The following is a 22,646-nucleotide window of genomic DNA, read 5'->3' as shown; positions in this document are numbered from 1 at the left end:
TTAACCGCTATTTTTAAGCAGTCTCGAACATGGCCCGCCCTATGCTTTGGCTATCAGAGGACAAAAGTCCCGTAGAGAAACCGGCAACGGCTCTCAGGTAAAACAAGGGTAGCATATCGATGACCAACACTGTTCTGAAGCCCGTTTGGGCAGGGTCGACATTCAGGCTCGATCCGTCTCGTTTCCCGCAGCAGGTTACCTATGCGCTGCGCGAGACATCAGGAGATGTCTCCATCACCATCGACGAACGCGGCGCTGTGCTGCGTAAGATCCTTCCCGCAAGCGGCCTGCCGCTCTCCTTCGCATTGCCTGCCCGTGCCTTCAAAGGGGTTGCGGCCCGCGCCATAGACCACGGCGACGGCGAAGTGACGGTCACGCTCGAACTGCATCACGACGATCCGGATCTGTGCATTCCGCTGCTCGTCGCCCACGACCTCTGCGACATCGCCGCCGACTGGCGGAGCTGGTCGGACGCCTATCGCATTCCAATGCTGATGGTGGAAGCCGACGGCATCGCCCGGCCGCTGGAAAACCACATCGGCGACGTGCGCACCAATGCCGTCAGGCAGCGCCGCCGTCATTCCTATTTCGCGGCCCGCCGTCCGCGCTTCCTGGTCCGCCGCACCACCGGCAGCCTCGGCGTGACGATGAAGATCGAAGGCAAGGAGATTATCGCGCGTCGGTAGGGCTTTGCTTGTCCCTTTGTCCACCACCCGCGCGATAAGGTGGGAGAGAGCCCGATCCTCAAGCGGTCGGGCTTTTTCCATTAAAGGGCGAGCGACAGGAGGAGGCCGGCAAACAGGATCGCGCCGACCCGGTTGTTCGACTTGAAAAGCTTCAGGCACTGGTCGGCATTGTCGATATCGAGGACCAGAACCTGCCAGCCGAACATCAGCGCCGCGACGAAAAGGCCGAGATAGGCCAGGAAACCGACGCCGGCCGATCCGAAAGCGAGCAGCAGGAAGACAAGCGTCAGGCCGTAAAGGCCGACCAGCCAGGGCTTGGTATTGTCGCCGAACAGACGCGCGGTCGAGCGCACCCCGATCAGCTCGTCATCCTCCTTGTCCTGATGGGCATAGATCGTGTCGTATCCGATCGTCCAGGTGATGGCGGCGAGATATAGCCAGATGGCCGCAAGCGAGAGACTGCCGAACGTTGCGGCCCAGCCCATCAGCGCACCCCAGGAAAAGGCGAGGCCTAGGAAAAATTGCGGCCAGTCGGTAAACCGCTTGGCGAACGGATAGATCGCCACCACTGCCAGGGACAGGATGCCGAGCAGGATGGTGAAAGCGTTGAACTGGACAAGGACGAGCAGACCGACCAACGCCTGCACGGCGATGAAGACCTTGGCCTCGAAGCGCGAGACGCGGCCGGAGGGTAGCGGCCGCGAGCGGGTGCGCGCCACTTCCATGTCGATGTCATGGTCGACCAGATCGTTATAGGTACAGCCGGCGCCGCGCATGGCGACCGAGCCCAAGAAGAACAGCACGAGGTGGAAAAGCAGGAGGCCGAGGGAAAACGCCCCCTCCTCTTGGGCAGCGTTTGCCGCCAGTGCCGCGGACCAGAAACACGGCCACATCAGAAGCTGCCAGCCGATCGGCCGGTCCCACCTTGCAAGCTGCGCATAGGGCCAGGCCGGCCGCGGCAGAACGCGGTAGACCCAGTTGTCGGATGGAGCGTCGGCCACGCGGCCGCTGAAATTGTCGGCGTTCGTCATGTCCGGTTCTAGCGCCGGCCGAACGTTACGGTCAAGCCGGCGCTTTGTCGCCTCACAGCGCGGAAGAGCCACGTCTTCTGGCGCGGAAGAGCCGCCCTTCCGTCGTGAGCACGCTCACGACTTAGGGAAGCGAGAAGCCGAATTTGTAGCTCGCCGAAACGCCGAACATCAGCTGGTTCTTGGAACCCCGCTCGCGCACCAGGCTGCTGTCGGCAACATCGCCGGTCAGCCGCTTGTATTCGGCAAACGAGGTGAGTTCGAGTTTCTCGGTCGCCTTCCAGGTCAGCGCCGCGCCGACGCCGACCGAATGCAGGCCGCCGCCCGGATCGTAGGCGGAGAGACCCGATGCTGCCGACTGGCTCGGGGTCACCTTGTAATAGGCGTCGTTGTAGCCATTGCTTGCCCAGGTCGCGCGCGGACCGCCGGAAAGCCTGAGATCCGGCTGGAGATCGGTGAAGGCGTCGACGGAGACATCGGCGACGACGCCGTCATGGCTGCGGATGCCCTGGCGGATTTCGGCCCGGGCGCGGATCCAGTCGGTCGGATAGATATCGACAAAGCCGCCGAGTTCGCCGCCGAGCTTGACCTTCTTCAGGCCCTTCAGGTCGTCGGACGTATCGCCGTCGCGCGGCATGATCAGCTTGGCCGCCACGCCGGCGCGGATCGAACCCTGGTCGATCAGCGCGAAGGAGATGCTGTCGTTGCGGGATGAGAAACGTGCCTGTTTGCTGTTCTGGCGGCCGAGCGAGATGATCGGCGAGAACTGCAGGCTGCGGCCGTTGTCGCCCTCGAATTTCGGTGCGACGAAACCGGCGCCGCCGAGCGTCAGGTACCAGTCGCCGGACCAGAAACCTTCCTGGGCCCCGGCGCTGCCGGGAGAAACGATCGAAAAGACGGAAATGAAAAGGGCAGCCCGAAGAGGAAGGGACATGGCAATGGATCCTGAAAACGCAAAACAGAACAGAGACCCCACTGGGGATTTCTGTTCTATTATCGCATTTCCATTGCCAGCTTGTTAACCAAGCGGAAGATCACACCGCGACCTTGTCAAGCGGGATGCGGCTTTCTTCGAAGGCCTTGAGCTCCGCCTCGCGCTCGTAGATGTAGTCGCGATTGTCCGGAACGGCCGTGCGTTTCTTGACGATCTGCATCTGAAAGATGAAGAAGCTCTCGTGGGTGAAGGCCATTTCTGAACCGGCCAGATAGAACTCCCACATCCGCACGAAACGATCGTCGTAAAGCGCCGCCGCCTTGTCCTTGTTGGCTATGAACCGCTCGCGCCAGTGGCGCAGCGTATGGGCATAGTGCATCGGCAGGATTTCGATGTCGGAGACGAGCAGGCCGGCCTTCTCGACCGCCGGTATCACTTCCGAGATCGCCGGGATGTAACCGCCCGGGAAGATATATTTCTCGATCCAGGGATTGTTGATCAGCGCCGGATAGGGCTGGCCGATCGAATGCAGCACCATGACGCCGTCATCGGCGAGCACGTCGTTCACCTTGTCGAAGAACTTTTGATAGTTCAGCCGGCCCACATGCTCGAACATGCCGACGGAAACGATGCGGTCGTAACGCTTGTCCGGGGCTAAGTAATAATAGTCCTGCAGCTCGAAGCGGACACTGTTGGCAAGGCCGCGCTTGGCGGCGCGTTGGTTCGAAATCTTGAGCTGCGCGGTCGAGAGCGTGATGCCGGTCACATCGACGCCGGAGGATTCCGACAGATACATGGCCATGCCGCCCCAGCCGGAGCCAATCTCCAGCGCCTTCTGGCCCGGCTCGGCAAGGAGCTTGGCAACGATGTGGCGTTTCTTGGCGATCTGCGCCTCGTCGAGCGAAATGCCCGGCGGATTGAAATAGGCGCAGGAATATTGCCAGTCCTCATCGAGGAAGAGCGAAAACAGTTTTTCGTTGAGATCGTAATGATGGGCGACGTTGCGCCGATTGTGGTTGATCGGCACGCGATTGCGGAACTGGGAAACCAGCACGCGGGCGATGCCGCGCCAGATCATCCCGAAGGTCAGGCCTTCGCTGAGGGTGTTGTCCTTGATAAGCGCCAGGAACTCGTAGATGTCGCCGTCATCGATGACGAGACGGCCGTCCATGTAAAGCTCGCCGAGCTTCAAGGGAGGATCCGCCACCAGTTCGCGTTCGGCGGCCTCGTCGGTAAACCGTATCGAAACGGACCGCCCACCGCCGCCGCCATAACGCTGCTCGCCGGCCGAAGCGCGTACGATCAAAGTTCCAGTCTTGATGATTTTGCTGAGAAGATTGTGAAGGGACGAGGCCACGGACCCACCTCCAATAATACTAAGGATGCCTTACTAATCCAAAATCTAGTCGCTTCTGTGCGACTTTCAAGCACATTGCGACCATGAAAATGACATAAAAAAACAGGCCGTCAAACCCTTGGCTGACGGCCCGCACGTTGTGATTGAGATTTTCCGGAAGCTGGTAAAATTTACTTGCGTTTTAAAGCTTCTGCGAGTGCTGCACCGAAGGCGCCCTGAGATGAAGGCTTTTCAGTTTTCATCATTTTCGGGTTAACCGGCCGGACGTCGCGGTCTCCGCGCGGAGCGGGTGCCGCCTCGCCGCCGTCCTTGCGCATGGTCAGCGCTATCCTCTTGCGCTTCACATCGACCTCGACGACGCGGACTTTGACCACGTCGCCTGCCTTTACCACTTCATGCGGATCCTTGATGAAGCGGTCGGCGAGCTGCGAGACATGGACCAGCCCGTCCTGGTGCACGCCGATATCGACGAAAGCGCCGAAGGCGGCGACATTGGTGACGGTGCCTTCGAGCATCATGCCCGGCTTCAGGTCGGTGATCTCGTCCACGCCCTCGGCAAAAGTGGCGGTCTTGAAGCTCGGGCGCGGATCGCGGCCGGGCTTTTCCAGTTCGGCGATGATATCCTTGACGGTCGGCAAACCGAAGGTCTCGTCGATGAACCGCTTCGGGTCGAGCGCCTTGAGCGCCGCGCTGTCGCCCATCAGCGAGCGCAGGTCACGGCCGCAGGCGGCGACGATCTTCTTGGCGACGCCATAGGCTTCCGGATGGACGGCGGACGAATCCAGCGGCTCCTTGCCGTTCGGAATGCGCAGGAAGCCTGCCGCCTGCTCGAAGGTGCGGTTTCCGAGACGGGCGACCTTCAGCAGGTCCTTGCGGCTCGAAAAAGCGCCGTTCTGGTCGCGATGGGCGACGATCGCTTCGGCAATCGACCGGCTGAGGCCGGAGACGCGGGCGAGCAGCGGCGCGGACGCCATGTTGAGATCGACGCCGACCGCGTTCACCGCGTCTTCGACCACCGCATCCAGCGAGCGGGACAGTTTTCCCTGGTCGACATCGTGCTGGTACTGGCCGACGCCGATCGATTTCGGTTCGATCTTGACCAGTTCCGCCAGCGGATCCTGAAGGCGGCGGGCGATGGAAACGGCGCCGCGCAGCGACACGTCGAGGCCGGGGAATTCGAGAGCGGCGGTTTCCGACGCCGAATAGACCGAAGCGCCGGCCTCCGAGACGATGACCTTGGTCGGCTTCTGCCCAGGCAGGTTCAACAGCATGTCGGCGACCAGCTTTTCCGTCTCGCGGCTGCCGGTGCCGTTGCCGATGGCGATCAGCTCGACATTGTGTTTGCGGACCAGCGAGGCGAGCTCCGCCTGGGTGCCGCGGATGTCGTTCTTCGGCGGGAACGGGTAGACGGTCGTCGTTTCCAGCAGCTTGCCGGTGGCATCGACGATCGCGACCTTGACGCCGGTGCGGATGCCCGGATCGAGGCCCATCGTGGTGCGCGAGCCGGCGGGTGCGGCGAGCAGCAGGTCCTTGAGGTTGCGGGCGAACACGTGGATCGCCTCCTCCTCGGCGCGCTCGCGCAGTTCGCGCATCAGGTCGAGCGACAGCGAGACCGAGAGCTTGACGCGCCAGGTCCAACCGGCGGCTTCCATCAGCCAGCGGTCGGCGGCACCCCGGTCGCGGATATCGAAGGCGAGCGCGATGATGCGCTGGGCGGGTTTGACCGGCGACGGATCGTCCTGGTCGACTTCGATCGTCAGCGTCAGGAACTCCTCGTTCCAGCCGCGCAGCATGGCAAGCGCGCGGTGGCCGGGAGCGGTCGCCCAGCGCTCTGAATGATCGAAATAATCGGAGAACTTGGCGCCGGCCTCCTGCTTGCCGTCGACCACCCTGGCCTTCAGTGTCGCGCCGGCCCGCATATGCTGGCGCAGCCGGCCGAGCAGGTCGGCATTTTCGGAGATCGTCTCGGCGACGATATCGCGGGCGCCTTCGAGCGCACCCTTCACGTCAGCGACCTCGTCCTTGACATAGGCTTCGGCAAGCTTTGCCGGATCGGCGCTGCGGTCGGCCCAGATCGCTTCGGCCAAGGGTCCGAGGCCGCGCTCGCGAGCAATCTCGGCGCGGGTGCGGCGCTTCGGCTTGTAGGGGAGATAAAGGTCTTCGAGCTCGGCCTTGGTCGTTGCCTTGCCGATCTTTGCGGCAAGCTCGTCGGTCATCTTGCCCTGCGAATTGACCGAATCGACGATGGTGGAACGGCGTGCTTCGAGCTCGCGCAGATAGACCAGGCGTTCAGACAGGTTGCGGAGCTGCGTATCGTCCAGCCCGCCGGTCACTTCCTTACGGTAGCGCGCAATGAACGGCACGGTGGCGCCCTCGTCGATCAGGCCGATCGCGGCGGCGGCCTGTTCGGGACGGGCATTGATTTCCGCGGCAATCGCGGCGGCAAGGAAACGGAGATCGGCGGCCATGGGCGTCCTCGTTCAAATGGGAGGCGCGACCATAGTCGAAGTTTGTGGCAAGGCAACGTAGCGAATGCCGGTTCCACAATTTGCTTGGCGCCAACCGTGCCGGAACGAGACACGAGGTGACCGATTGCTAACCAAGGCCCTGTGGAAAAGAACCAACGCACTCTCACCTCCGGCAAGAGGCTATTAAAATCATTCCGCCGCATGATGTGGCCGAATGGAGATACGAATGCCCAAAAACGCCGCCAGGACACTGGCATTTGACACGGCGGTCGCCAATGAAGAGCTAGAGGCTGCCATTTCCTATCTCGAACAGAAGCTGAACGATGCGTCCCTTCGGAACGAACCGGTGCCTTTCCTCGCCTATCGGAACAGGGTGATCTTCCAGACGACACTGGACATCCGACGTGGCGCCAAAAATCGGCGCGGTGAATTCTGACCTTTATCGAACGCAACGGCCTCCCATTGAAACGCCATGATGGCCACAAGATGGGAGGCCACCTAAGCCTTGGCCCTTGACCTTTGCCTCCCCTCCCCTTAACCGCCGCGCAAGGCCAAGGTTTTCAGCGCAGGCGAGGGCAGGACATGAAAGTTCTCTTGATCGGTTCGGGTGGACGCGAGCACGCGCTCGCCTGGAAACTCGCCCAGTCTCCGAAACTCGGCAAACTCTATGCCGCCCCCGGCAATCCCGGCATCGCCGATCATGCCGAACTCGTATCGCTCGACATCGACGATCATGCCGCCGTCGCGGCCTTCTGCCTCGACAACGCAATCGGTCTCGTCGTCGTCGGGCCGGAAGCGCCGCTCGTCGCCGGGCTTGCGGACCATCTCCGCGCCAAGGGCATTGCGACCTTCGGTCCTTCCGCCGCCGCCGCCCAACTCGAAGGCTCGAAGGGTTTCACCAAGGATCTCTGCGCCCGCTACGATATCCCGACCGGCGCCTATCGCCGCTTCACCGACGCTGCCGAGGCCAGGGCCTATGTGCGCGAACAGGGCGCGCCGATCGTCGTGAAGGCAGACGGGCTTGCCGCCGGCAAGGGCGTCACCGTCGCCATGGTGCTCGACGAGGCGCTTGCCGCAATCGACGACTGCTTCGACGGCGCCTTCGGGTCGGCCGGAGCCGAAGTGGTGGTGGAAGCCTATCTGGACGGCGAGGAGGCGAGCTTCTTCTGCCTGTCCGACGGCAAGTCAGCGCTGGCGCTGGCGACAGCCCAGGACCACAAGCGGGTCGGCGACGGCGATACCGGCCCGAATACTGGCGGCATGGGCGCCTATTCGCCCGCTCCGGTGATGACGCCGGACATGGTCGCGCGCACCATGAAGGAGATCATCGAGCCGACGATCCGCGGCATGGCGGCAAGCGGGCATCCCTTTACCGGCGTGTTCTTCGCGGGCCTGATGATCACCACCAAGGGTCCGGAACTGATCGAATACAATGTCCGCTTCGGCGATCCCGAATGCCAGGTGCTGATGATGCGGCTGAAGAGCGACCTGCTCGACCTGCTGCATGCGGCAGCGACCGAAACGCTCGACCAGGTTTCCGCCGAGTGGAGCGACGACGTGGCGCTGACCGTGGTGATGGCCTCCAAGGGTTACCCGGGCGCCTACGACAAGGGCACCCCGATCGCCCACCTGCCGGAGGATGCTGCCGCGGGGAAGATTTTTCACGCCGGGACGGCCCTCAAGGACGGCAAACTTGTCGCAACCGGCGGCCGCGTGCTGAACGTTACGGCGACTGCCGGGACCGTCGCGGATGCGCAGGCGCGCGCCTACAGGCTCGTGGACCAGGTCGAATGGGAAAACGGCTTCTGCCGCCGCGATATCGGCTGGCAGGCAGTGGCGCGCGAAAAGAGCTGAGTGTCGGAAACGCCAAGTTCATTCAAAATTTACCGACTATCCAGACGGGATAGAAACGAAGCTACGGTAATCATCGGGGACCTCAAGAAGGATTCCCGGTCATGCGTCTCGTTCTGGCTACAGCTCTGGTGTTTGCAAGCAGTTCCGCTTTCGCGTCGTCGATCACGGTGATCAACAGCACACATCAGCCAGGCGTCAGTATCGTCACCAAGACCTGCGCAAGCTGCCCGGTCACCGTGGCCCCGAAATCCGACGAGGCGGCCTACAGGGTTCCCGATCTGCCGGCAGGCACCCAGAAGACGGAAATCATCGAGATCAACGGTGAGAAGAAGCTGGCGCGCACCGAAGCCTGGCTCGGCGGCTCGCCGGTAGTCCATGTCAGCAAGCTGCCCCAATGGATGGCCGAGGAAAAGGCCATTGCCGAACTTCACCCGACCACCAACGGCTCGACCCAGACGCAGATCGTCGCCGCCGAAGCACCGAGTGACGGCATCGATACCGACGCCATGACCAGTGCCGTGAAGACAATCGGCGACGCGTCGGTCGGAATTGCCGAAGCTTCGCTCGCGCCGAAGCCGCTGGCCCTCGACATGTTCGAGCTGCGTACCAACCGGTACTAAGTTAGAAAATCATTATATTTACATAGCAGAAAGTGCTTCCGGAATGCCGTTTCACGGCATGCGCGCAAATTGTGCATCGTCAAATCCGACCTGCCCAAAATATTTGCGTTCGGGGCTGTCAAGACCCCGATAATTAAATTTTTATTCAAATGTTCGAGATCACTCTCGCGTCATAGTGCGATGTGAGCACGTGACCGGCGCAGGACGCGCTTCCCCAAAAACTTCGCCCCCGCTCCGGCTCCTCCGGGAGAGTTCGGCTGCCTGAAAGTGAGTCGAAACATGAAGAATCTCAAGATTTCCCACCAGTTATTGACCATGGTGGCAGTGCTCATGGTGGCTTTTACCGCCGTCACCTACTATCAGATCCGCACGTCGATCGCCTCCATCTATGCCGAGCGCTACGAAATGCTGCGCACCCAGGTGGAATCGGGCATTTCCATCCTGCAATCCTATTACGACCGGGAAAAGTCGGGCGAGCTGAAGCGCGAGGACGCGCAGAAATTGGCTTACGCAACCGTGGCAGGGATCAAATACGAGCCGGCCGGCTACATCTTCGGCCTGAACTACGAGACGGTGACGCAGTTCCACTTCAATTCCAAACTGATCGGCGTGAACCAGAAGGGTCAGCCGGACAAGATGGGCAACCTGTTCCGCGAAGAGATGGTCGCCAAGGGCCGTGCCGGCGGCGGCGTCACCACCTATTACTGGGAAAAGCCCGGCATGCCGGCTGACAAGGTCTTCGAAAAGGCCGCCTATTCCCGCGCCTTCGAGCCCTGGCAGCTCATTGTCGGCACAGGCGTTTACACCGACGACCTCGACGCCAAGATCAACAGGACGATCCTGGAAGTGGTCGGCATCGGCTTCGTCGCCTTCCTGTTTGCACTCGGCGTCGCCGTCCTCGTCATCCGCAACATCACCAAGCCGCTCGCCGCCGTGCACACGGCTCTGCAGGCCGTCGCCGACGAAAACGTCACCGCGACGATCCCGCATACGGACATGTCGAACGAAGTGGGCATGATGGCGAAGGCCACCCAGGCTCTGCAGGAAAAGATCCGCGAACGCCATGCGATGGCCGATCGCGAGGAAAAACAGAAGACGGAACTCGATCGCGAGCGCCAGCAGAATGTCGATATGCAGCAACAGGAAGCCGCGCTGCAGACCCGTGTGGTCTCCACCATCGGCGAAGCGCTCGAAGCGCTTGCCCAGGGAGACCTCACTGTCCGCTGCAGCGATCTTGGAGCGCGTTACGAGACGCTGCGCCATAACTTCAACGAAGCACTCGCCCATCTCGAGGCGGCGATGAGCAAGGTCAATGCCAAGGGCATCGACATCGGCGGCTCGAAGGAAGAAATCCGCCGCGCCTCGAGCGAATTGTCGCAACGCACCGAACGTCAGGCCGCCAATCTCGAAGAAACGTCCGCGGCTCTCGACGAACTCACCGTCGCCGTTCGCCAGACGGCCGAAGGTGCACATGAGGCAGCCCAGCGCGTCACCTCCGTCAGCGCCGAGGCCACCCGTTCCGACCAGATCGTCGCCCAGGCGATCGACGCGATGGGCGGCATCGAGCATTCGTCGGACGAGATCTCCAAGATTATCGGCGTCATCGACGATATCGCCTTCCAGACCAACCTGCTGGCCCTCAATGCCGGTGTCGAAGCAGCACGCGCCGGTGAATCCGGCAAGGGTTTTGCGGTCGTCGCCCAGGAAGTCCGCGAACTGGCCCAGCGCTCCGCCGCTGCCGCCAAGGAGATCAAGGACCAGATCTCCCGTTCTTCCGGTCAGGTGCAGAATGGCGTCCGGCTCGTCGGCGAAGCCGGCGAAGCCCTGAAGCGGATTTCCAACCAGGTGAAGGCGGCGAGCGACATCGTCGGCAAGATCGCCCATTCGGCTTCCGAACAGGACACCACGCTGCGCTCGATCTCGTCGTCGCTGAACCAGCTCGACGCGGCAACCCAGCACAATGCGGCGATGGCGGAAGAAACCACCGCCTCGGCCGAAGCGCTTGCCGCCGATACCGATGAACTGCTGAGCCTGATCAGCAGCTTCCGCATCAGTGCAGGCCAGGACACCGGCTACAATACCGGCGCCGGCAGCCTCAACCGCGTCGCGCAGAAGATGCGCCGGGCCAGCTGACGCCAATCCAATACATGGGACGGAGGAACCGCCGGATCGAAAGATCCGGCGGTTGCATCATAAGAGATAATAAGTCACATAATAGAAATTCAATTCAAGTATATAATGCGTGGACATTAAATACTATTGCCAAAACTCTTCGGCTTATTGAGCCCTGCTGCTCAAATTTCCTTTATTTGCGACAGCTTTAAACGTATCGCCCCGCGAAAAACATACGCATAATTTCTCTGGATTGTTAAATATCATCCCTGAAATTCGCTTTTGTTAAATTTTTATTCAAATATTGCATTATATTCTCTCGGGTGTGCGATGCAGCACATTTCCACGCGCAGAAGCGCCTCTCCATTCAGAATCATTCTTCCAAGTCGCTCGAGGCGAGCTCAATCACTTATGGAACGAACATGAAAAACCTGAGGATTTCAAACCAGCTCGTCCTGCTGGTTCTGGCCCTGATCGCCGGCTTCGCCGTCGTGACCTATTTCCAACTCCAGACCTCGACGCGCGCTATCTATGCCGAGCGGTATGGAATGCTGCGGACCCAGGTGGAGTCTGGTATCGGTATCCTCAAGAAGTTCCAGCAGCGTGAGGCGGCCGGTGAGCTGACGCGCGCAGACGCCCAGAAGCAGGCCTTCGCCGCAGTCTCCGCCATGAGCTTCCAGCCCGACGGCTATCTCTTCGCCTATGACTACGACGTGAAGATGCTGATGCATCCCGATCCGAAGAAGGTCGGCGAGAGCGGCAAGGGCAAACCTGATTCCGCCGGGAAACTGTTCCGCGACGAAATGGTCTCCGTTGGCAGATCCGGCGGCGGAATTGTCGATTATATAAGCACGACCAAGCCCGGCCTGCCTGATGGCGACTTTTCGAAGAGCTCCTATGCGAAGGCATTCGAACCCTGGCAGATGGTCATTGCGACAGGCGTCTACACCGATGACCTGCAGGCACAGATTCGCGGAATGGTGCTGGACGCACTCGCTACCGGCGCCTTCGCGTTGATAATCGCCCTTGCGGCTGCCTATGTGGTGATCCGCGGCATCACCAAGCCGCTCGCCGCCGTGCATGGCACGCTTCAGGCGGTCGCCGACGAAAACGTCACGATCGCCATCCCGCATACGGACATGTCGAACGAAGTGGGCATGATGGCGAAGGCCACCCAGGCGCTGCAGGAAAAGATCCGCGAACGCCATGCCATGGCCGATCGCGAGGAAAAGCAGCGCCAGGAGCTCGACCGCGAACGCCAGCAGAACCTCCACAGCCAGCAGCAGGAAGCCGCGCTGCAGACCCGTGTGGTCTCCACCATCGGCGAAGCGCTGGAATCACTCGCCCAAAGCGACTTGACGATCCGCTGCGGCGATCTCGGCCCGCGTTACGAGACGCTGCGCCACAACTTCAACGAGGCGCTCGCCCATCTCGAAGCGGCGATGAGCAAGGTCAATGCCAAGGGCATCGACATCGGCGGCTCGAAGGAAGAAATCCGCCGCGCCTCGAGCGAGTTGTCGCAACGCACCGAACGCCAGGCCGCCAATCTCGAAGAGACGTCCGCGGCGCTCGACGAACTCACCGTCGCCGTTCGCCAGACGGCCGAAGGTGCACACGAGGCGGCCCAGCGCGTCACCTCGGTCAGCGCCGAAGCCACCCGCTCCGACCAGATCGTCGCCCAGGCGATCGACGCAATGGGCGGCATCGAACATTCGTCGGACGAGATCTCCAAGATCATCGGCGTCATCGACGACATCGCCTTCCAGACCAACCTGCTGGCGCTCAATGCCGGTGTCGAAGCAGCCCGCGCCGGCGAGTCCGGCAAAGGTTTTGCGGTCGTTGCCCAGGAAGTCCGCGAACTCGCTCAGCGCTCCGCCGCTGCGGCCAAAGAGATCAAGGATCAGATCTCGCGTTCTTCCGGACAGGTGCAGAACGGCGTCCGCCTCGTTGGCGAAGCCGGCGAAGCCCTGAAGCGGATTTCCAACCAGGTGAAGGCGGCGAGCGACATCGTCGGCAAGATCGCCCATTCGGCTTCCGAACAAGACACCACGCTGCGCTCGATCTCGTCTTCGCTGAACCAGCTCGACGCGGCCACCCAGCACAATGCGGCGATGGCGGAAGAAACCACCGCCTCGGCCGAAGCGCTTGCCGCCGACACCGACGAGTTACTCAGCCTGATCAGCAGCTTCCGCATCAATGCAGGCCAAAATACCGGCTACAACGCCGGTGCCGGCAGCCTCAACCGCGTTGCACAGAAGATGCGCCGCGCCAGCTAATTAAAGTTAGTCGGGGGACGGGGAACCGCCGGGTCGAAAGATCCGGCGGTTTTTTTGGGGGGGAGTAAGATCAGGCGGCGGCCACTGCCAGGTGGATGCCGGAGCTTTCCTGCAATTGCCGGATGACATTGAACAGATTATCGGCGCGCGGATTGCCTTTTGGCCCGAACATTCGCATCAGGCTCTTGGCCGGCATATCGACCTTTTCGGCCAATGTCTCGAAACCGATCGTAGCGTTGATGAAGTCGCGCAGCACGCTCTTACCGGTTTCGAGATCGCCTTCCAGAAGAAGTTCGACAGCATCCGAAAGCAAAGCGGCGCGAAATGCCGGATCCTGATCCAGCCGGGCCTTCACCGTTTCCTTGAATTCGCGTGTCAGGGCCATCTCAGCTTCCCTTCCTGGATTTGTAGCTCTGCCAATAGCCAAGCGCGGTCTCGATATCATTTTGCTGGCGCTGTTTGGTTCCGCCGACCAACAGGATCACCAGTTGCCCGCCGTCCCGACCGAAATAGATCCGGTAGCCGGGCCCATAATCGATCCGGTATTCCGGCACTCCGGCGCCGACCGACTTCACGTTCGAGAGGTTGCCTTGTCCGATCCGCGCCAGCGCAATCGTCACCTTCGAGGCCGCACGGGACTCGATCTTCGAAAACCACCGCCCGAAAGGGCTCGATCCATCTGGCTCAAGGTATTCGGTGATCTTCATTGGATGATGGTAACATATGCGTCACCATCATCCAATAGCGTCGGATGTTCAGCCGCTGATCTTGGAAAAGTCCGCGACGGTCGCGGTCGCTTCGCGGATGGCCTTCAGGAGGGCCAAGCGGTTGGCGCGGATGGCGGCGTCCTCGTCGTTGACGAGCACATCCTCGAAGAACTTGTCGACGGGCGCGCGGAGTTTCGACAGGGCTTCCATGGCCGAGCGGAAGTCTTCCCTGGCGACGGCCTCGGCCGCTTCCTTCGAGGCGACGACGACCGCTGCCCAGAGCGCCTTTTCGGCATCGAGCCTCAACAGTTCTTCCGAAACGCCATCGGCGACGACGGTGCCCTTCTTCTCTTCCGCGGCGAGCAGCTGCACGGCGCGCTTGGTACCGGCGAGCAAGTTCTTGCCGTCTTCCGAAGTGATGAACGCCGTCAGCGCCTCGACGCGGCGAGCGACCATCAGCAGATCGTCGGAGGACGGCGTCAGGACGGCGTCGATCAGGTCGTGGCGGGCGCCCTGGTCGCGAAGATAGACTTTTAGGCGGTCGTGGAAGAAGGAGAGGAGATCGGGCTTATAAATCCTATCCGCGATCTCTTCTTCCGTCCTACCGGGATGAAAATAGAGATTCGGAACGTAGGCCATTCGAAAAGCTTCGCTGAGCGCCAGCCGAACCTTCCGCTCCAACAAAATCCGTACAACACCTAGAGCCGCACGTCGCAGCGCATACGGATCCTTCGAACCCGTCGGCTTCTCATCGATCGCCCAGAAGCCGACCAGCGTATCGAGCTTGTCGGCAAGAGCGACCGTCAGCCCGACCTTGTCCTCGGGCAGGCGATCGGAAGGGCCATTCGGCTTCCAGTGGTCTTCGATCGCCGCAGCAACCGTCGCATCCTCGCCCTGCAGCACCGCATATTTCCGGCCCATTAGGCCCTGCAGTTCCGGGAATTCACCGACCGCTTCGGTGCGAAGATCAGCCTTCGCCAGCACGGCGGCGCGATCGACGAGCTTCGTATCAGCACCGACGATCGGAGCCAGCTCCTGAGCCAAAGCTCGGATGCGCGTCACGCGTTCGCCTTGCGTGCCGAGCTTGGCGTGGAACGTCACGTTCAGCGCGTCGAGCTTTGCCATGCGCTGGTCGAGCGGCTTTTCCTTATGCAAGTCGAACTTTTTGAATGACTCCTCAAGAGTGTCGAGGTCGGGCATGTCGCCCTGGTCGCGCGTCCAGAAATGCTTGGCGTCGGAGAGGCGCGCGCGCACGACCTTGCCGTTGCCGTGCATGATTTCCTTGCCGCCGTCCTTCGCCTCGATGTTCGAAATCAGGATGAAGCGGTTGGAAAGGCCCTCTCCGCCTGTCTGCGGGCGGGTGACGAAACATTTCTGGTTCGTCTTGATGGTCAGGCGGATGATTTCGGAGGGGATTTCGAGATAATCCTCTTCGAACTCGCCCATCAGCACATGCGGCCATTCGACGAGACCGGAGACTTCTTCGAGCAGGCCTTCGTCCTCGACCAGTTCGAGGCCGTTGGCGAAGGCGAGGTCGCGGGCATCGTGCAGGATGACGTCCTTGCGGCGGTCGGCATCGAGCATGACCTTCGCCTTTTCGAGGCTCGTCACGTAATCGTCGAAACGGCGCACGGTAACGGCGTCAGGCGCGTGGAACCGGTGGCCGTAGGTGATGTTGCTGGCGGTCAGGCCGTCGATCTCGAAGGGGATGACCTGGGTTTCGTCATGTTCCGGGCCGAAGACGCAGACGATCGACTGCAGCGGGCGCACCCAGCGCAGGCTTTCCGGACCCTTGCCGTCAATGCCGGCAAAGCGCGCACCCTTCGGCATGGAGGCGGCACCCCAGCGCATCGATTTCGGCCAGGGGAAATTGCGGATGATGCCGGGCATCACCTCGGCGATGATCTCTTCCGCCGGACGGCCGGGCTTGGAGATGAGCGCGACGTAGAAATCGCCCTTCTTCGGGTCGTTGACGACCTGGGCCTCGGAGATCGACGAAAGACCTGCACCGCGCAAAAAGCCGGCGATGGCGCCTTCCGGCGCGTCGGTGCGCGGACCCTTGCGCTCCTCGCGCTGATCTGCGGAGCGGGCTGTCAGGCCGCGGATATCCAGCGTCAGGCGACGCGGCGTCCAGTATTCGCGCGCACCCTCATAGGTCAGACCCGCTTCCACCAGCGCGTCGGTGACGAGCTTTTTCAGGTCTCCCGCCGCCTTGCGCTGCATGCGGGCGGGAATTTCCTCTGAGCGGAGTTCGAGAAGCAGATCGGGCATGATGATGTCTTTGCGCTAACAATAAGGTCGCGGCGGACTTAGCAAGCCCGTCGCCAAAAGTCATCAGCGGATTGGGGAAAGTCTCTACCAGCCGCCTCCGCCGCCGCCACCTCCGCCGCCACCGGACGAGCCGCCGGAAAAGCCGGAGGAGGACGAGGAGGATTTTGGGGCGGGGATGGTCGAGGCGATGGTGGAGGCCATCGAGGAGGAGAAACCGCCGATGCGGTCGCCGAAATTGGATCCGTAATTGCCGCTATACCAGCCGGGCGCATAGGCGCCGGCGGCCGCTCCAGCGGCGGCGCTCGCAAGCCAGGTCTCGAATGTGTTGCTCCACGGCTTTTCGACGCCGAGTGCCACCGCATAGGGCAGAAGCTTTTCGAAATGCTGCGGCGACATCGTGGGGGCGCCGGCCGTGTTCATGCGGTCCTTTTCGGCGAGCGTCAGGTAGATGCGCAGGCCCTCTATGCCATCCATCAGCTTGCGGCCGAGCGGCGTCGGCGCACCTATCAGGAAGAAGAAGATGACGTTGGCGAGCACGATGCCGCCGACCGAGACCAGGATCGGCCAATGCTCGTTGCCGGTCATCTCCGACAGGACCGCCACGAGGATGGCCGAGCCGATCGAGATCGCAACGAGGCCGATGACGCCGAGGATAACGACCGAGATGATTTTCGAAAACAGCGACGAGCCGCGGCGGAAGCCCTTGCCGAAACCGACAGCAAGGAAACCGAAGACCACGGCGAAAAATGCGGGGATGATCAGCATGGCGATCATGTCCGGTTCAAGATTGCCGAACACCAGCAGAGCCACGATGGAAAGCACGCTCAGGATGACGCCGCCGATCACGTAACTCTTGTTGCCGTTGTAATATTTGCCGCGATGTTCCTTCTCGATCGCCTGGCGGAAGCTCGCGCCGATCGACTGGACAGTGGTGCCGTGGGCCTCGTCGATGATCAGTTCCTGCCCCTTGGCCCCGATGGAGCCAAGGATCGAGGCCTGACCGATCGGCACCGTCCTCGGCACTGCCTTGTCGGTGCGCCGGATGACGATCTTTTCCGCGAGATCCTCCAGCGTCACATAACCCTTGACCGCCAGATCGAGCGCGCTTGCCGCAAAGGCCGTCCATCCGCCGCCGGAAAAGCCCTTGTTGTCGATGTAGTTGACCAGAGCCGGCGATAGCCCCTCCGGCGCATCCCAGCGCGGCACGACGACACCTCGATCCGGGTCGCGACCGACGCGGACCCAGAACGCGGCATAATAACCGACGACGAGGACAAGGCCGACGACCGAGATGATCGTCCCGATATTGTCGCGCCACCACCACGCACTTTCCTGATCCCTGGAAGGAGGGGCTACAACCCCCTTGGGAAAGCCCGCAACGATCGTCAGGCCCTCCTGCGCGCCGAGCGGCCTCGTGGTCGAGAACACCGCCTGATTGCCGTTCGCCTGCATGCGGGCATTGCGAGCGGTGGAGCCGAGCGGACCGGTATAGGCGGCGGTTTGGGTTATCCGCGCGGCGGCCGGCAGGGTCACCCGCGCCGAGGCCTGGGCGATGCGGAATTCCCAGCCATTGCCGGTGGCATTCCAGTAAAGCTCGTCGTGATCGTCGAAATAACGGATCTGCCGGTCGGTCTTGTAGGTGAAGACGAAGGTGTGCTCGCCATCGCGGAGGAACACGTCCTTGTCGCCGGAATAGATACGGATGCCGCCGGTAACGCTTTCGGTATGGAAGGGTTCGGGCTCGCCGTCGCGGGTGACGGAAACGACCTCGAAGCCGACCCGCACGGTGCGGCCGGCCGCATCCGTCATGGTCAGCGGGAAGTCGCGGAACAGGCCGCGCTTGATCCTGTCGCCTTCGGAATTGGCGATGATGGTTTCGGTGACCGTCAGGTCGCCGTTTTCCGCGACCTGGATGTCGGAATGATAGGAGCGGATATATTCCTCCGCCGCGGCGGGCAGCGCCGCCGACAGGGAGAAAAGCAACGCCAGGCCAAGGCCGGAGAACCACCGCATCACGACATTCCTCCTCTTCGGCACCAGCCGATCCGGGTTTTCCGCTTAAACTATGTCCGTATATTCGACGCCGAGCGAGGCCAGTACATCCCAATAGCTGGGGAAGGTCTTGGCGACGCAATCCGGATCGAGAATGGTGATGCCGCCGATCATCAGGCCCGCCAGCGCGAAGCTCATGGCAATGCGGTGATCGGCGAAGGTATTGATCTCGGCCGGCAGGGTCTGGCCGGCAAGCGACGGGTCGGAGGCGACGATCAGGTCGTCGCCCTCTTCCGTCGCAAGGCCGTCGCGAATGGCGTTGAGGCCGAGCGAGAGCGCCCTCACCCGGTCGCATTCCTTGACGCGCAGGTTGGCGATACCGGTGAAACGCACCGGTGTTTCGTTGAAGGCGGCCAGCACCGCGAGCGTCGGCACCGCGTCCTGCATCTGCGAACCGTCGATTTCGGCCGGCAGGTGCGGGAATTGTGCGATCACTTCGTAAGCCTTCGCATCCGGTTGGGTGAAGGCGGTGGCCGCCACGCCGAGATCGATGGCGCCGCCGGTCAGCACCTCGGCAGCCCAGAGATAGGTGGCGGCCGACGCGTCCGGTTCAATGACGAAGTCTGCTGCGCGATATCCGGTCGGCTCGACCTTCCATGTCGCGGCGTCGATCTGCTCGACCTTGGCCCCGAAAGCCTGCATGGCGGCGAGCGTCAGGTCCACATAACCGCGGGCGCCGATTTCCGCGCCGGCCAGCGCAACCGTCAAGGGGGCGTTGGCGCCTTGATTGACGAGCGGCCCCGCCATCAGCAGCGCAGAGACGTATTGGCTGGAAAGACCGGCGTCGATCTCGACGCGGCCGGAGGCGAAATGGCCGTTGCCGCGAACCGTCACCGGCGGGCAGCCGGTCGGTGCTTCGGCATCGATACCGAGCGATTTCAGGGCGGCGACCAGCGGGCCGATCGGCCGCTTGCGCATATGTTCGTCGCCGTCAACGACGACGGTGCCCGCAACGGAAGCGACGGCCGCGGTCAGGAAGCGGGTCGCGGTTCCGGCATTGCCGAGGAACAGCGGGGCGGAGGGCGGCAGAAGCTTGCCGCTGCCGGTGACGACAAAGGTCGTCTCGTCCGGTTCGTCGACCGAAACGCCCATGGCCCGCAAAGCGTCGGCCATGTAGCGCGTGTCGTCGCTCCGCAGGGCGCCGGTCAGCCGGCTGGTGCCGCTGGCAAGGCCCGCCAGAAGCAGCGCGCGGTTGGTGATCGACTTGGAACCCGGCGGCATGGCGCGCCCGGAAAGCGGCTTGCCCGACGGCAGGATGGTGAGTTTGGCTCTACCCATGATATTCGTCTCTTAACGCCAATGGAATGCCGCAACGAGCGGCCGACCGCGCTCTTAAACCGTTGCGGCACGAAGGTCCAATGGCGGATTTCAGAACTTGACGGTCGGGACTGCGCGGTCGGCGGCGTTCTCGATCTCGAAATACTCGCGCTTCGAGAACCCGAACTGGCCGGCGACGAGGTTGTTGGGGAAGCTCTCGACCTTGACGTTCAGGTCGCGAGCTGCACCGTTATAGTACCGCCGGGACATCTGGATTTCGGTTTCGATGGTTTCGAGCGAGGCCTGCAGTTCGGAGAAGTTCTCGTTCGCCTTGAGGTCCGGATAGGCCTCGGCTAGTGCGATGATCTTGCCGAGTGCCTGGCCGAGCAGGCCTTCCGCCTGGGCGCGGCCGGCGACATCGCCTGCGGGCACCGCCTGCGCCTGGTTGCGCAGCTTGACGACTTCCTCGAACGTGCCCTTTTCGTGCGCGGCATATCCCTTGACCGTCTCGATCAGGTTCGGGATCAGGTCGGCACGGCGCTTCAACTGAACGTCGATGCCGGACCACGCCTCCTCCGCCATCTGGCGCGCCTTGACGAGGCCGTTGTAGATCATAACGACGTAGAATGCGACGAGAACAATTATGCCGATCAAAATGTACATCTGAGTCTCCCGACTTGCCATTGCGATGGGACAGTAGAGGCCTGGTATAAAAAAGTGGTTGAAGTCATCGATTATTTTTCACGGTCAATTTTTTGACTTACCGCAAAGTCCCGACCGTCCGGATACCCTAGATTCTCTTACAGAAAAACGGGCGATTCCAAAGATTCGGCCCCACCTCAAAACAATCTGGATGGAATTGCCATGGCGTGCCTAGTGCGAACCGCCAATGTGCTGGCGTTTGCCGTGCTGTTTTTTCAGTACGGGGTAATGATGAGGCCCCCGGAGCCGGCCGGCACGCGCCGGTTCCTGCAGATCTATGCAGGGCAGCTTCCGACCGGCGCCTACGCGACACTCAAACCTATCTGGCAGCTGGGCACGCAGTGGACGGGCGCCGTTTGAACGGTTCGCCGCCCAGCGCCAGTCCCGCTCCAAAATCCGGACTTCAGGCGGCGCGGCCGAAATTCGCACCACCGGCATCCGTCATCAGGAAGGCCTCGCCGCAGGCTTTCGCCAGCGTGCGAACGCGCAGGATATAGCTCTGGCGTTCGGTGACCGAGATTACCCCGCGGGCATCCAGCAAGTTGAAGACGTGGGACGCCTTGATGCACTGGTCATAGGCGGGGAAGACGCATTTGTGCAGCATCTGGTTGGCGTTCGCCCCCGGAGCGCCGGCCGCCAGCAGCGCCTGGCATTCCTTCTCAGCGTCGATGAAATGACGGTGCAGCATGGCGGTGTCGGCAAATTCGAAGTTATGGCGGGAATATTCCTGCTCGGCCTGCAGGAAGACGTCGCCATAGGAGATCTTTTCCTCGCCCTCACGGCCGTTGAAATTGAGCTCGTAAATGCTGTCCACGCCCTGCAGATAGGTGGCGAGGCGTTCGAGGCCATAGGTCAGTTCGCCGGCGACCGGCGCGCATTCGATGCCGCAGACCTGCTGGAAATAGGTGAACTGCGAGACTTCCATGCCGTCGCACCAGCATTCCCAGCCGAGGCCCCAGGCGCCGAGCGTCGGGCTTTCCCAGTCGTCCTCGACGAAACGCACGTCGTGCAGCAGCGGATCGAGGCCGATTGCCGCGAGCGAGCCGAGATAGAGTTCCTGCAGGTTCGGCGGGTTCGGCTTCAGGATGACCTGGAACTGGTAATAATGCTGCAGCCGGTTGGGGTTCTCGCCATAACGGCCGTCGGACGGACGACGCGACGGCTGCACATAGGCAGCCTTCCACGGCTTCGGCCCGAGCGCACGCAGCGTGGTCGCCGGATGGAAGGTACCAGCACCGACTTCCATGTCGTAGGGCTGCAGGATCGCACAGCCCTTGTCCGCCCAGTAATTCTGGAGCGCGAGGATCAGCCCCTGGAAGGAGCGGGTCGGAGACATGTGGTCGGGCAGCTCGGTCATGGCCATATCTGTGTCGGTTCGAGGATGCGGACGAGTGCCACGCATCAGGGGCGCGGGTCAAGGATTTATGCGTTTGGAGCGGTTGCGGGGATGCCGAAACGGCACGATCCATGTTAAGGTCCGCCCGTTCTTCCGGAGAAAGACCATGAACGTCAAGAACAGCTTCACCTTGTCTGAGCGCTCTCTGCGACTTGCTGAAAAGCTCGTCGAGGACGGCCAGTTTCCGTCCGTCGAAAAAGTCCTCGAGGCCGGCATCGAGAGCCTGCTGAGGGATGAGGAAAGTTCCGCTCATGAGGATCCGCTGATCGGCATGAAGGACGAAATCCGCCGCCGCGCGAAGCTGCCGCGAGATCAGTGGCTGCCGTGGGATGGGGACGAAATGGCTAATCGCATCAAGGCAAAACTGGACGAGAAATATAAGAACCGCTGATGAGCTACGCGATCATCAAGCACCCGCTCGTCGAGTTCGATATCTTTGACATCACCGATTTCATTTCGTCCTATGCGGGCACTGCCATCGGCAAATCCAAGGTCGATGAGATCACGCTCTTCATCTCCCGCCTGACAGATTTCCCAAAAATCGGGACCATCCGGGATGACATTCTCCCCGGTCTTCGCGCCATCCCGGCCTCCGAAAAAGCCGTGGTGTGCTTCACCGTAGACGATGAAGCCAGAACCGTGTTCATTCTCTGCGTAAGTTATGCCGGCTCAGACTGGGCGTCGCGCGTGAGGGAGCGACTCTAGCTCCTACTCCTCATCCCGCTTCACCCTGTACTCCCCCGTCGTCGGGTCCCGTTCCAGGGTGCCGATCGCGCCGTTCTGGCGTTCCTTTTCCTCGCGGCGGGTGCGCGATGACAGTCTTTCGGCGTCCTTGATGAATTTCTTGTAGAGCATCCAGCCGCCGCCGATGACGATGATCAGAAATAAAAGCTGCGCCATTTCCCCTCTCGCGCTATCCTGACGAC

At 61.7% G+C, this 22,646-nt stretch carries 21 protein-coding genes; 9 read left to right on the top strand and 12 right to left on the bottom strand.

What is annotated here, in order from left to right; genetic code table 11:
* Window positions 1-119: 119 nt before the first annotated feature.
* Window positions 120-686: a DUF6101 family protein gene (locus C5J22_RS16245; RefSeq protein ID WP_037084360.1), complete on the top strand. Its 567-nt coding sequence runs from the start codon at window positions 120-122 to the stop codon at window positions 684-686.
* Between the two features lie 80 nt (window positions 687-766).
* Here C5J22_RS16245 and ubiA read toward each other — a convergent pair whose 3' ends face one another.
* From ubiA to C5J22_RS16225, 4 genes are all read right to left on the bottom strand, one after another.
* Window positions 767-1,717, bottom strand: coding sequence for a 4-hydroxybenzoate octaprenyltransferase (gene ubiA / locus C5J22_RS16240; protein ID WP_105439051.1), 951 nt, complete (start codon window positions 1,715-1,717; stop codon window positions 767-769).
* Between the two features lie 121 nt (window positions 1,718-1,838).
* Entirely contained in the window at window positions 1,839-2,648 is an 810-nt protein-coding gene (locus C5J22_RS16235; protein ID WP_105439050.1) for a MipA/OmpV family protein, read from the bottom strand.
* A gap of 100 nt (window positions 2,649-2,748) precedes the next feature.
* On the bottom strand, window positions 2,749-4,005 hold the full coding sequence (locus C5J22_RS16230) for a cyclopropane-fatty-acyl-phospholipid synthase family protein (RefSeq protein ID WP_105439049.1): 1,257 nt from the start codon (window positions 4,003-4,005) through the stop codon (window positions 2,749-2,751).
* 170 nt (window positions 4,006-4,175) lie between these two features.
* The gene (locus tag C5J22_RS16225) at window positions 4,176-6,473 is read right to left on the bottom strand and encodes a Tex family protein (protein WP_105439048.1); all 2,298 of its coding nucleotides are present in this window, start codon (window positions 6,471-6,473) and stop codon (window positions 4,176-4,178) included.
* 226 nt (window positions 6,474-6,699) lie between these two features.
* Between C5J22_RS16225 and C5J22_RS16220 the strand changes: the two genes are divergently transcribed.
* The 5 genes from C5J22_RS16220 (at window position 6,700) to C5J22_RS16200 (ending at window position 13,335) form a co-directional block, all read left to right on the top strand.
* A complete protein-coding gene (locus C5J22_RS16220) occupies window positions 6,700-6,909 on the top strand; it encodes a hypothetical protein (protein WP_105418679.1) in 210 nt (69 codons plus the stop codon).
* A gap of 146 nt (window positions 6,910-7,055) precedes the next feature.
* Window positions 7,056-8,327, top strand: a complete 1,272-nt coding sequence (purD, locus tag C5J22_RS16215) for a phosphoribosylamine--glycine ligase (protein WP_105439047.1) — start codon at window positions 7,056-7,058, stop codon at window positions 8,325-8,327.
* A 101-nt stretch (window positions 8,328-8,428) separates the two neighbouring features.
* Window positions 8,429-8,947 carry a plant virulence effector HPE1-like domain-containing protein gene (locus C5J22_RS16210; RefSeq protein ID WP_205837188.1) on the top strand — a complete coding sequence of 173 codons (519 nt, stop codon included), beginning with the start codon at window positions 8,429-8,431 and terminating at the stop codon, window positions 8,945-8,947.
* A gap of 279 nt (window positions 8,948-9,226) precedes the next feature.
* Entirely contained in the window at window positions 9,227-11,080 is a 1,854-nt protein-coding gene (locus tag C5J22_RS16205) for a methyl-accepting chemotaxis protein (RefSeq protein WP_105439046.1), read from the top strand.
* Window positions 11,081-11,481: 401 nt separating this feature from the next.
* Entirely contained in the window at window positions 11,482-13,335 is a 1,854-nt protein-coding gene (locus C5J22_RS16200) for a methyl-accepting chemotaxis protein (RefSeq protein ID WP_105439045.1), read from the top strand.
* Between the two features lie 70 nt (window positions 13,336-13,405).
* Here C5J22_RS16200 and C5J22_RS16195 read toward each other — a convergent pair whose 3' ends face one another.
* The 6 genes from C5J22_RS16195 to C5J22_RS16170 form a co-directional block, all read right to left on the bottom strand.
* On the bottom strand, window positions 13,406-13,720 hold the full coding sequence (locus tag C5J22_RS16195) for a DNA-binding protein (RefSeq protein ID WP_105402043.1): 315 nt from the start codon (window positions 13,718-13,720) through the stop codon (window positions 13,406-13,408).
* A gap of 1 nt (window position 13,721) precedes the next feature.
* Window positions 13,722-14,042: a type II toxin-antitoxin system RelE/ParE family toxin gene (locus C5J22_RS16190; RefSeq protein ID WP_105439044.1), complete on the bottom strand. Its 321-nt coding sequence runs from the start codon at window positions 14,040-14,042 to the stop codon at window positions 13,722-13,724.
* Window positions 14,043-14,090: 48 nt separating this feature from the next.
* Window positions 14,091-16,313 carry a glycine--tRNA ligase subunit beta gene (gene glyS, locus C5J22_RS16185; protein WP_105439043.1) on the bottom strand — a complete coding sequence of 741 codons (2,223 nt, stop codon included), beginning with the start codon at window positions 16,311-16,313 and terminating at the stop codon, window positions 14,091-14,093.
* Between the two features lie 84 nt (window positions 16,314-16,397).
* A complete protein-coding gene (locus C5J22_RS16180; protein ID WP_371412620.1) occupies window positions 16,398-18,329 on the bottom strand; it encodes a DUF2207 domain-containing protein in 1,932 nt (643 codons plus the stop codon).
* Window positions 18,330-18,371: 42 nt separating this feature from the next.
* Window positions 18,372-19,646, bottom strand: a complete 1,275-nt coding sequence (locus tag C5J22_RS16175; protein WP_105439041.1) for a 3-phosphoshikimate 1-carboxyvinyltransferase — start codon at window positions 19,644-19,646, stop codon at window positions 18,372-18,374.
* Window positions 19,647-19,733: 87 nt separating this feature from the next.
* Complete coding sequence (locus C5J22_RS16170) at window positions 19,734-20,285, bottom strand: LemA family protein (RefSeq protein ID WP_105439040.1); 552 nt, start codon at window positions 20,283-20,285, stop codon at window positions 19,734-19,736.
* Window positions 20,286-20,486: 201 nt separating this feature from the next.
* Here C5J22_RS16170 and C5J22_RS16165 point away from each other — a divergent pair, with 201 nt between their 5' ends.
* The gene (locus C5J22_RS16165) at window positions 20,487-20,684 is read left to right on the top strand and encodes a hypothetical protein (protein ID WP_105439039.1); all 198 of its coding nucleotides are present in this window, start codon (window positions 20,487-20,489) and stop codon (window positions 20,682-20,684) included.
* A 43-nt stretch (window positions 20,685-20,727) separates the two neighbouring features.
* Here C5J22_RS16165 and C5J22_RS16160 read toward each other — a convergent pair whose 3' ends face one another.
* A complete protein-coding gene (locus C5J22_RS16160; protein WP_105419067.1) occupies window positions 20,728-21,681 on the bottom strand; it encodes a glycine--tRNA ligase subunit alpha in 954 nt (317 codons plus the stop codon).
* Between the two features lie 145 nt (window positions 21,682-21,826).
* On the opposite strand from C5J22_RS16160, the gene C5J22_RS16155 reads away from it, so the two are divergent.
* Window positions 21,827-22,111, top strand: coding sequence for a hypothetical protein (locus C5J22_RS16155; RefSeq protein ID WP_105439038.1), 285 nt, complete (start codon window positions 21,827-21,829; stop codon window positions 22,109-22,111).
* Window positions 22,111-22,425 (top strand): type II toxin-antitoxin system RelE/ParE family toxin, encoded by a 315-nt coding sequence (locus tag C5J22_RS16150; RefSeq protein ID WP_105439037.1) that lies wholly within the window; start codon window positions 22,111-22,113, stop codon window positions 22,423-22,425. Before C5J22_RS16155 ends, C5J22_RS16150 begins: the two co-directional genes overlap by 1 nt.
* Window positions 22,426-22,428: 3 nt before the next feature.
* Here the strand turns inward: C5J22_RS16150 and C5J22_RS16145 are convergent, their stop codons facing one another.
* Entirely contained in the window at window positions 22,429-22,620 is a 192-nt protein-coding gene (locus C5J22_RS16145) for a hypothetical protein (RefSeq protein ID WP_105439036.1), read from the bottom strand.
* Window positions 22,621-22,646 lie beyond the last annotated feature (26 nt).

The sequence above is a fragment of the Neorhizobium sp. T25_13 genome, assembly GCF_002968675.1.
GTDB lineage: Bacteria > Pseudomonadota > Alphaproteobacteria > Rhizobiales > Rhizobiaceae > Neorhizobium > Neorhizobium tomejilense.
The sequence above is the reverse complement of the archived record's forward strand: the minus strand, read 5'-3'. Positions and strand labels throughout refer to the sequence as shown.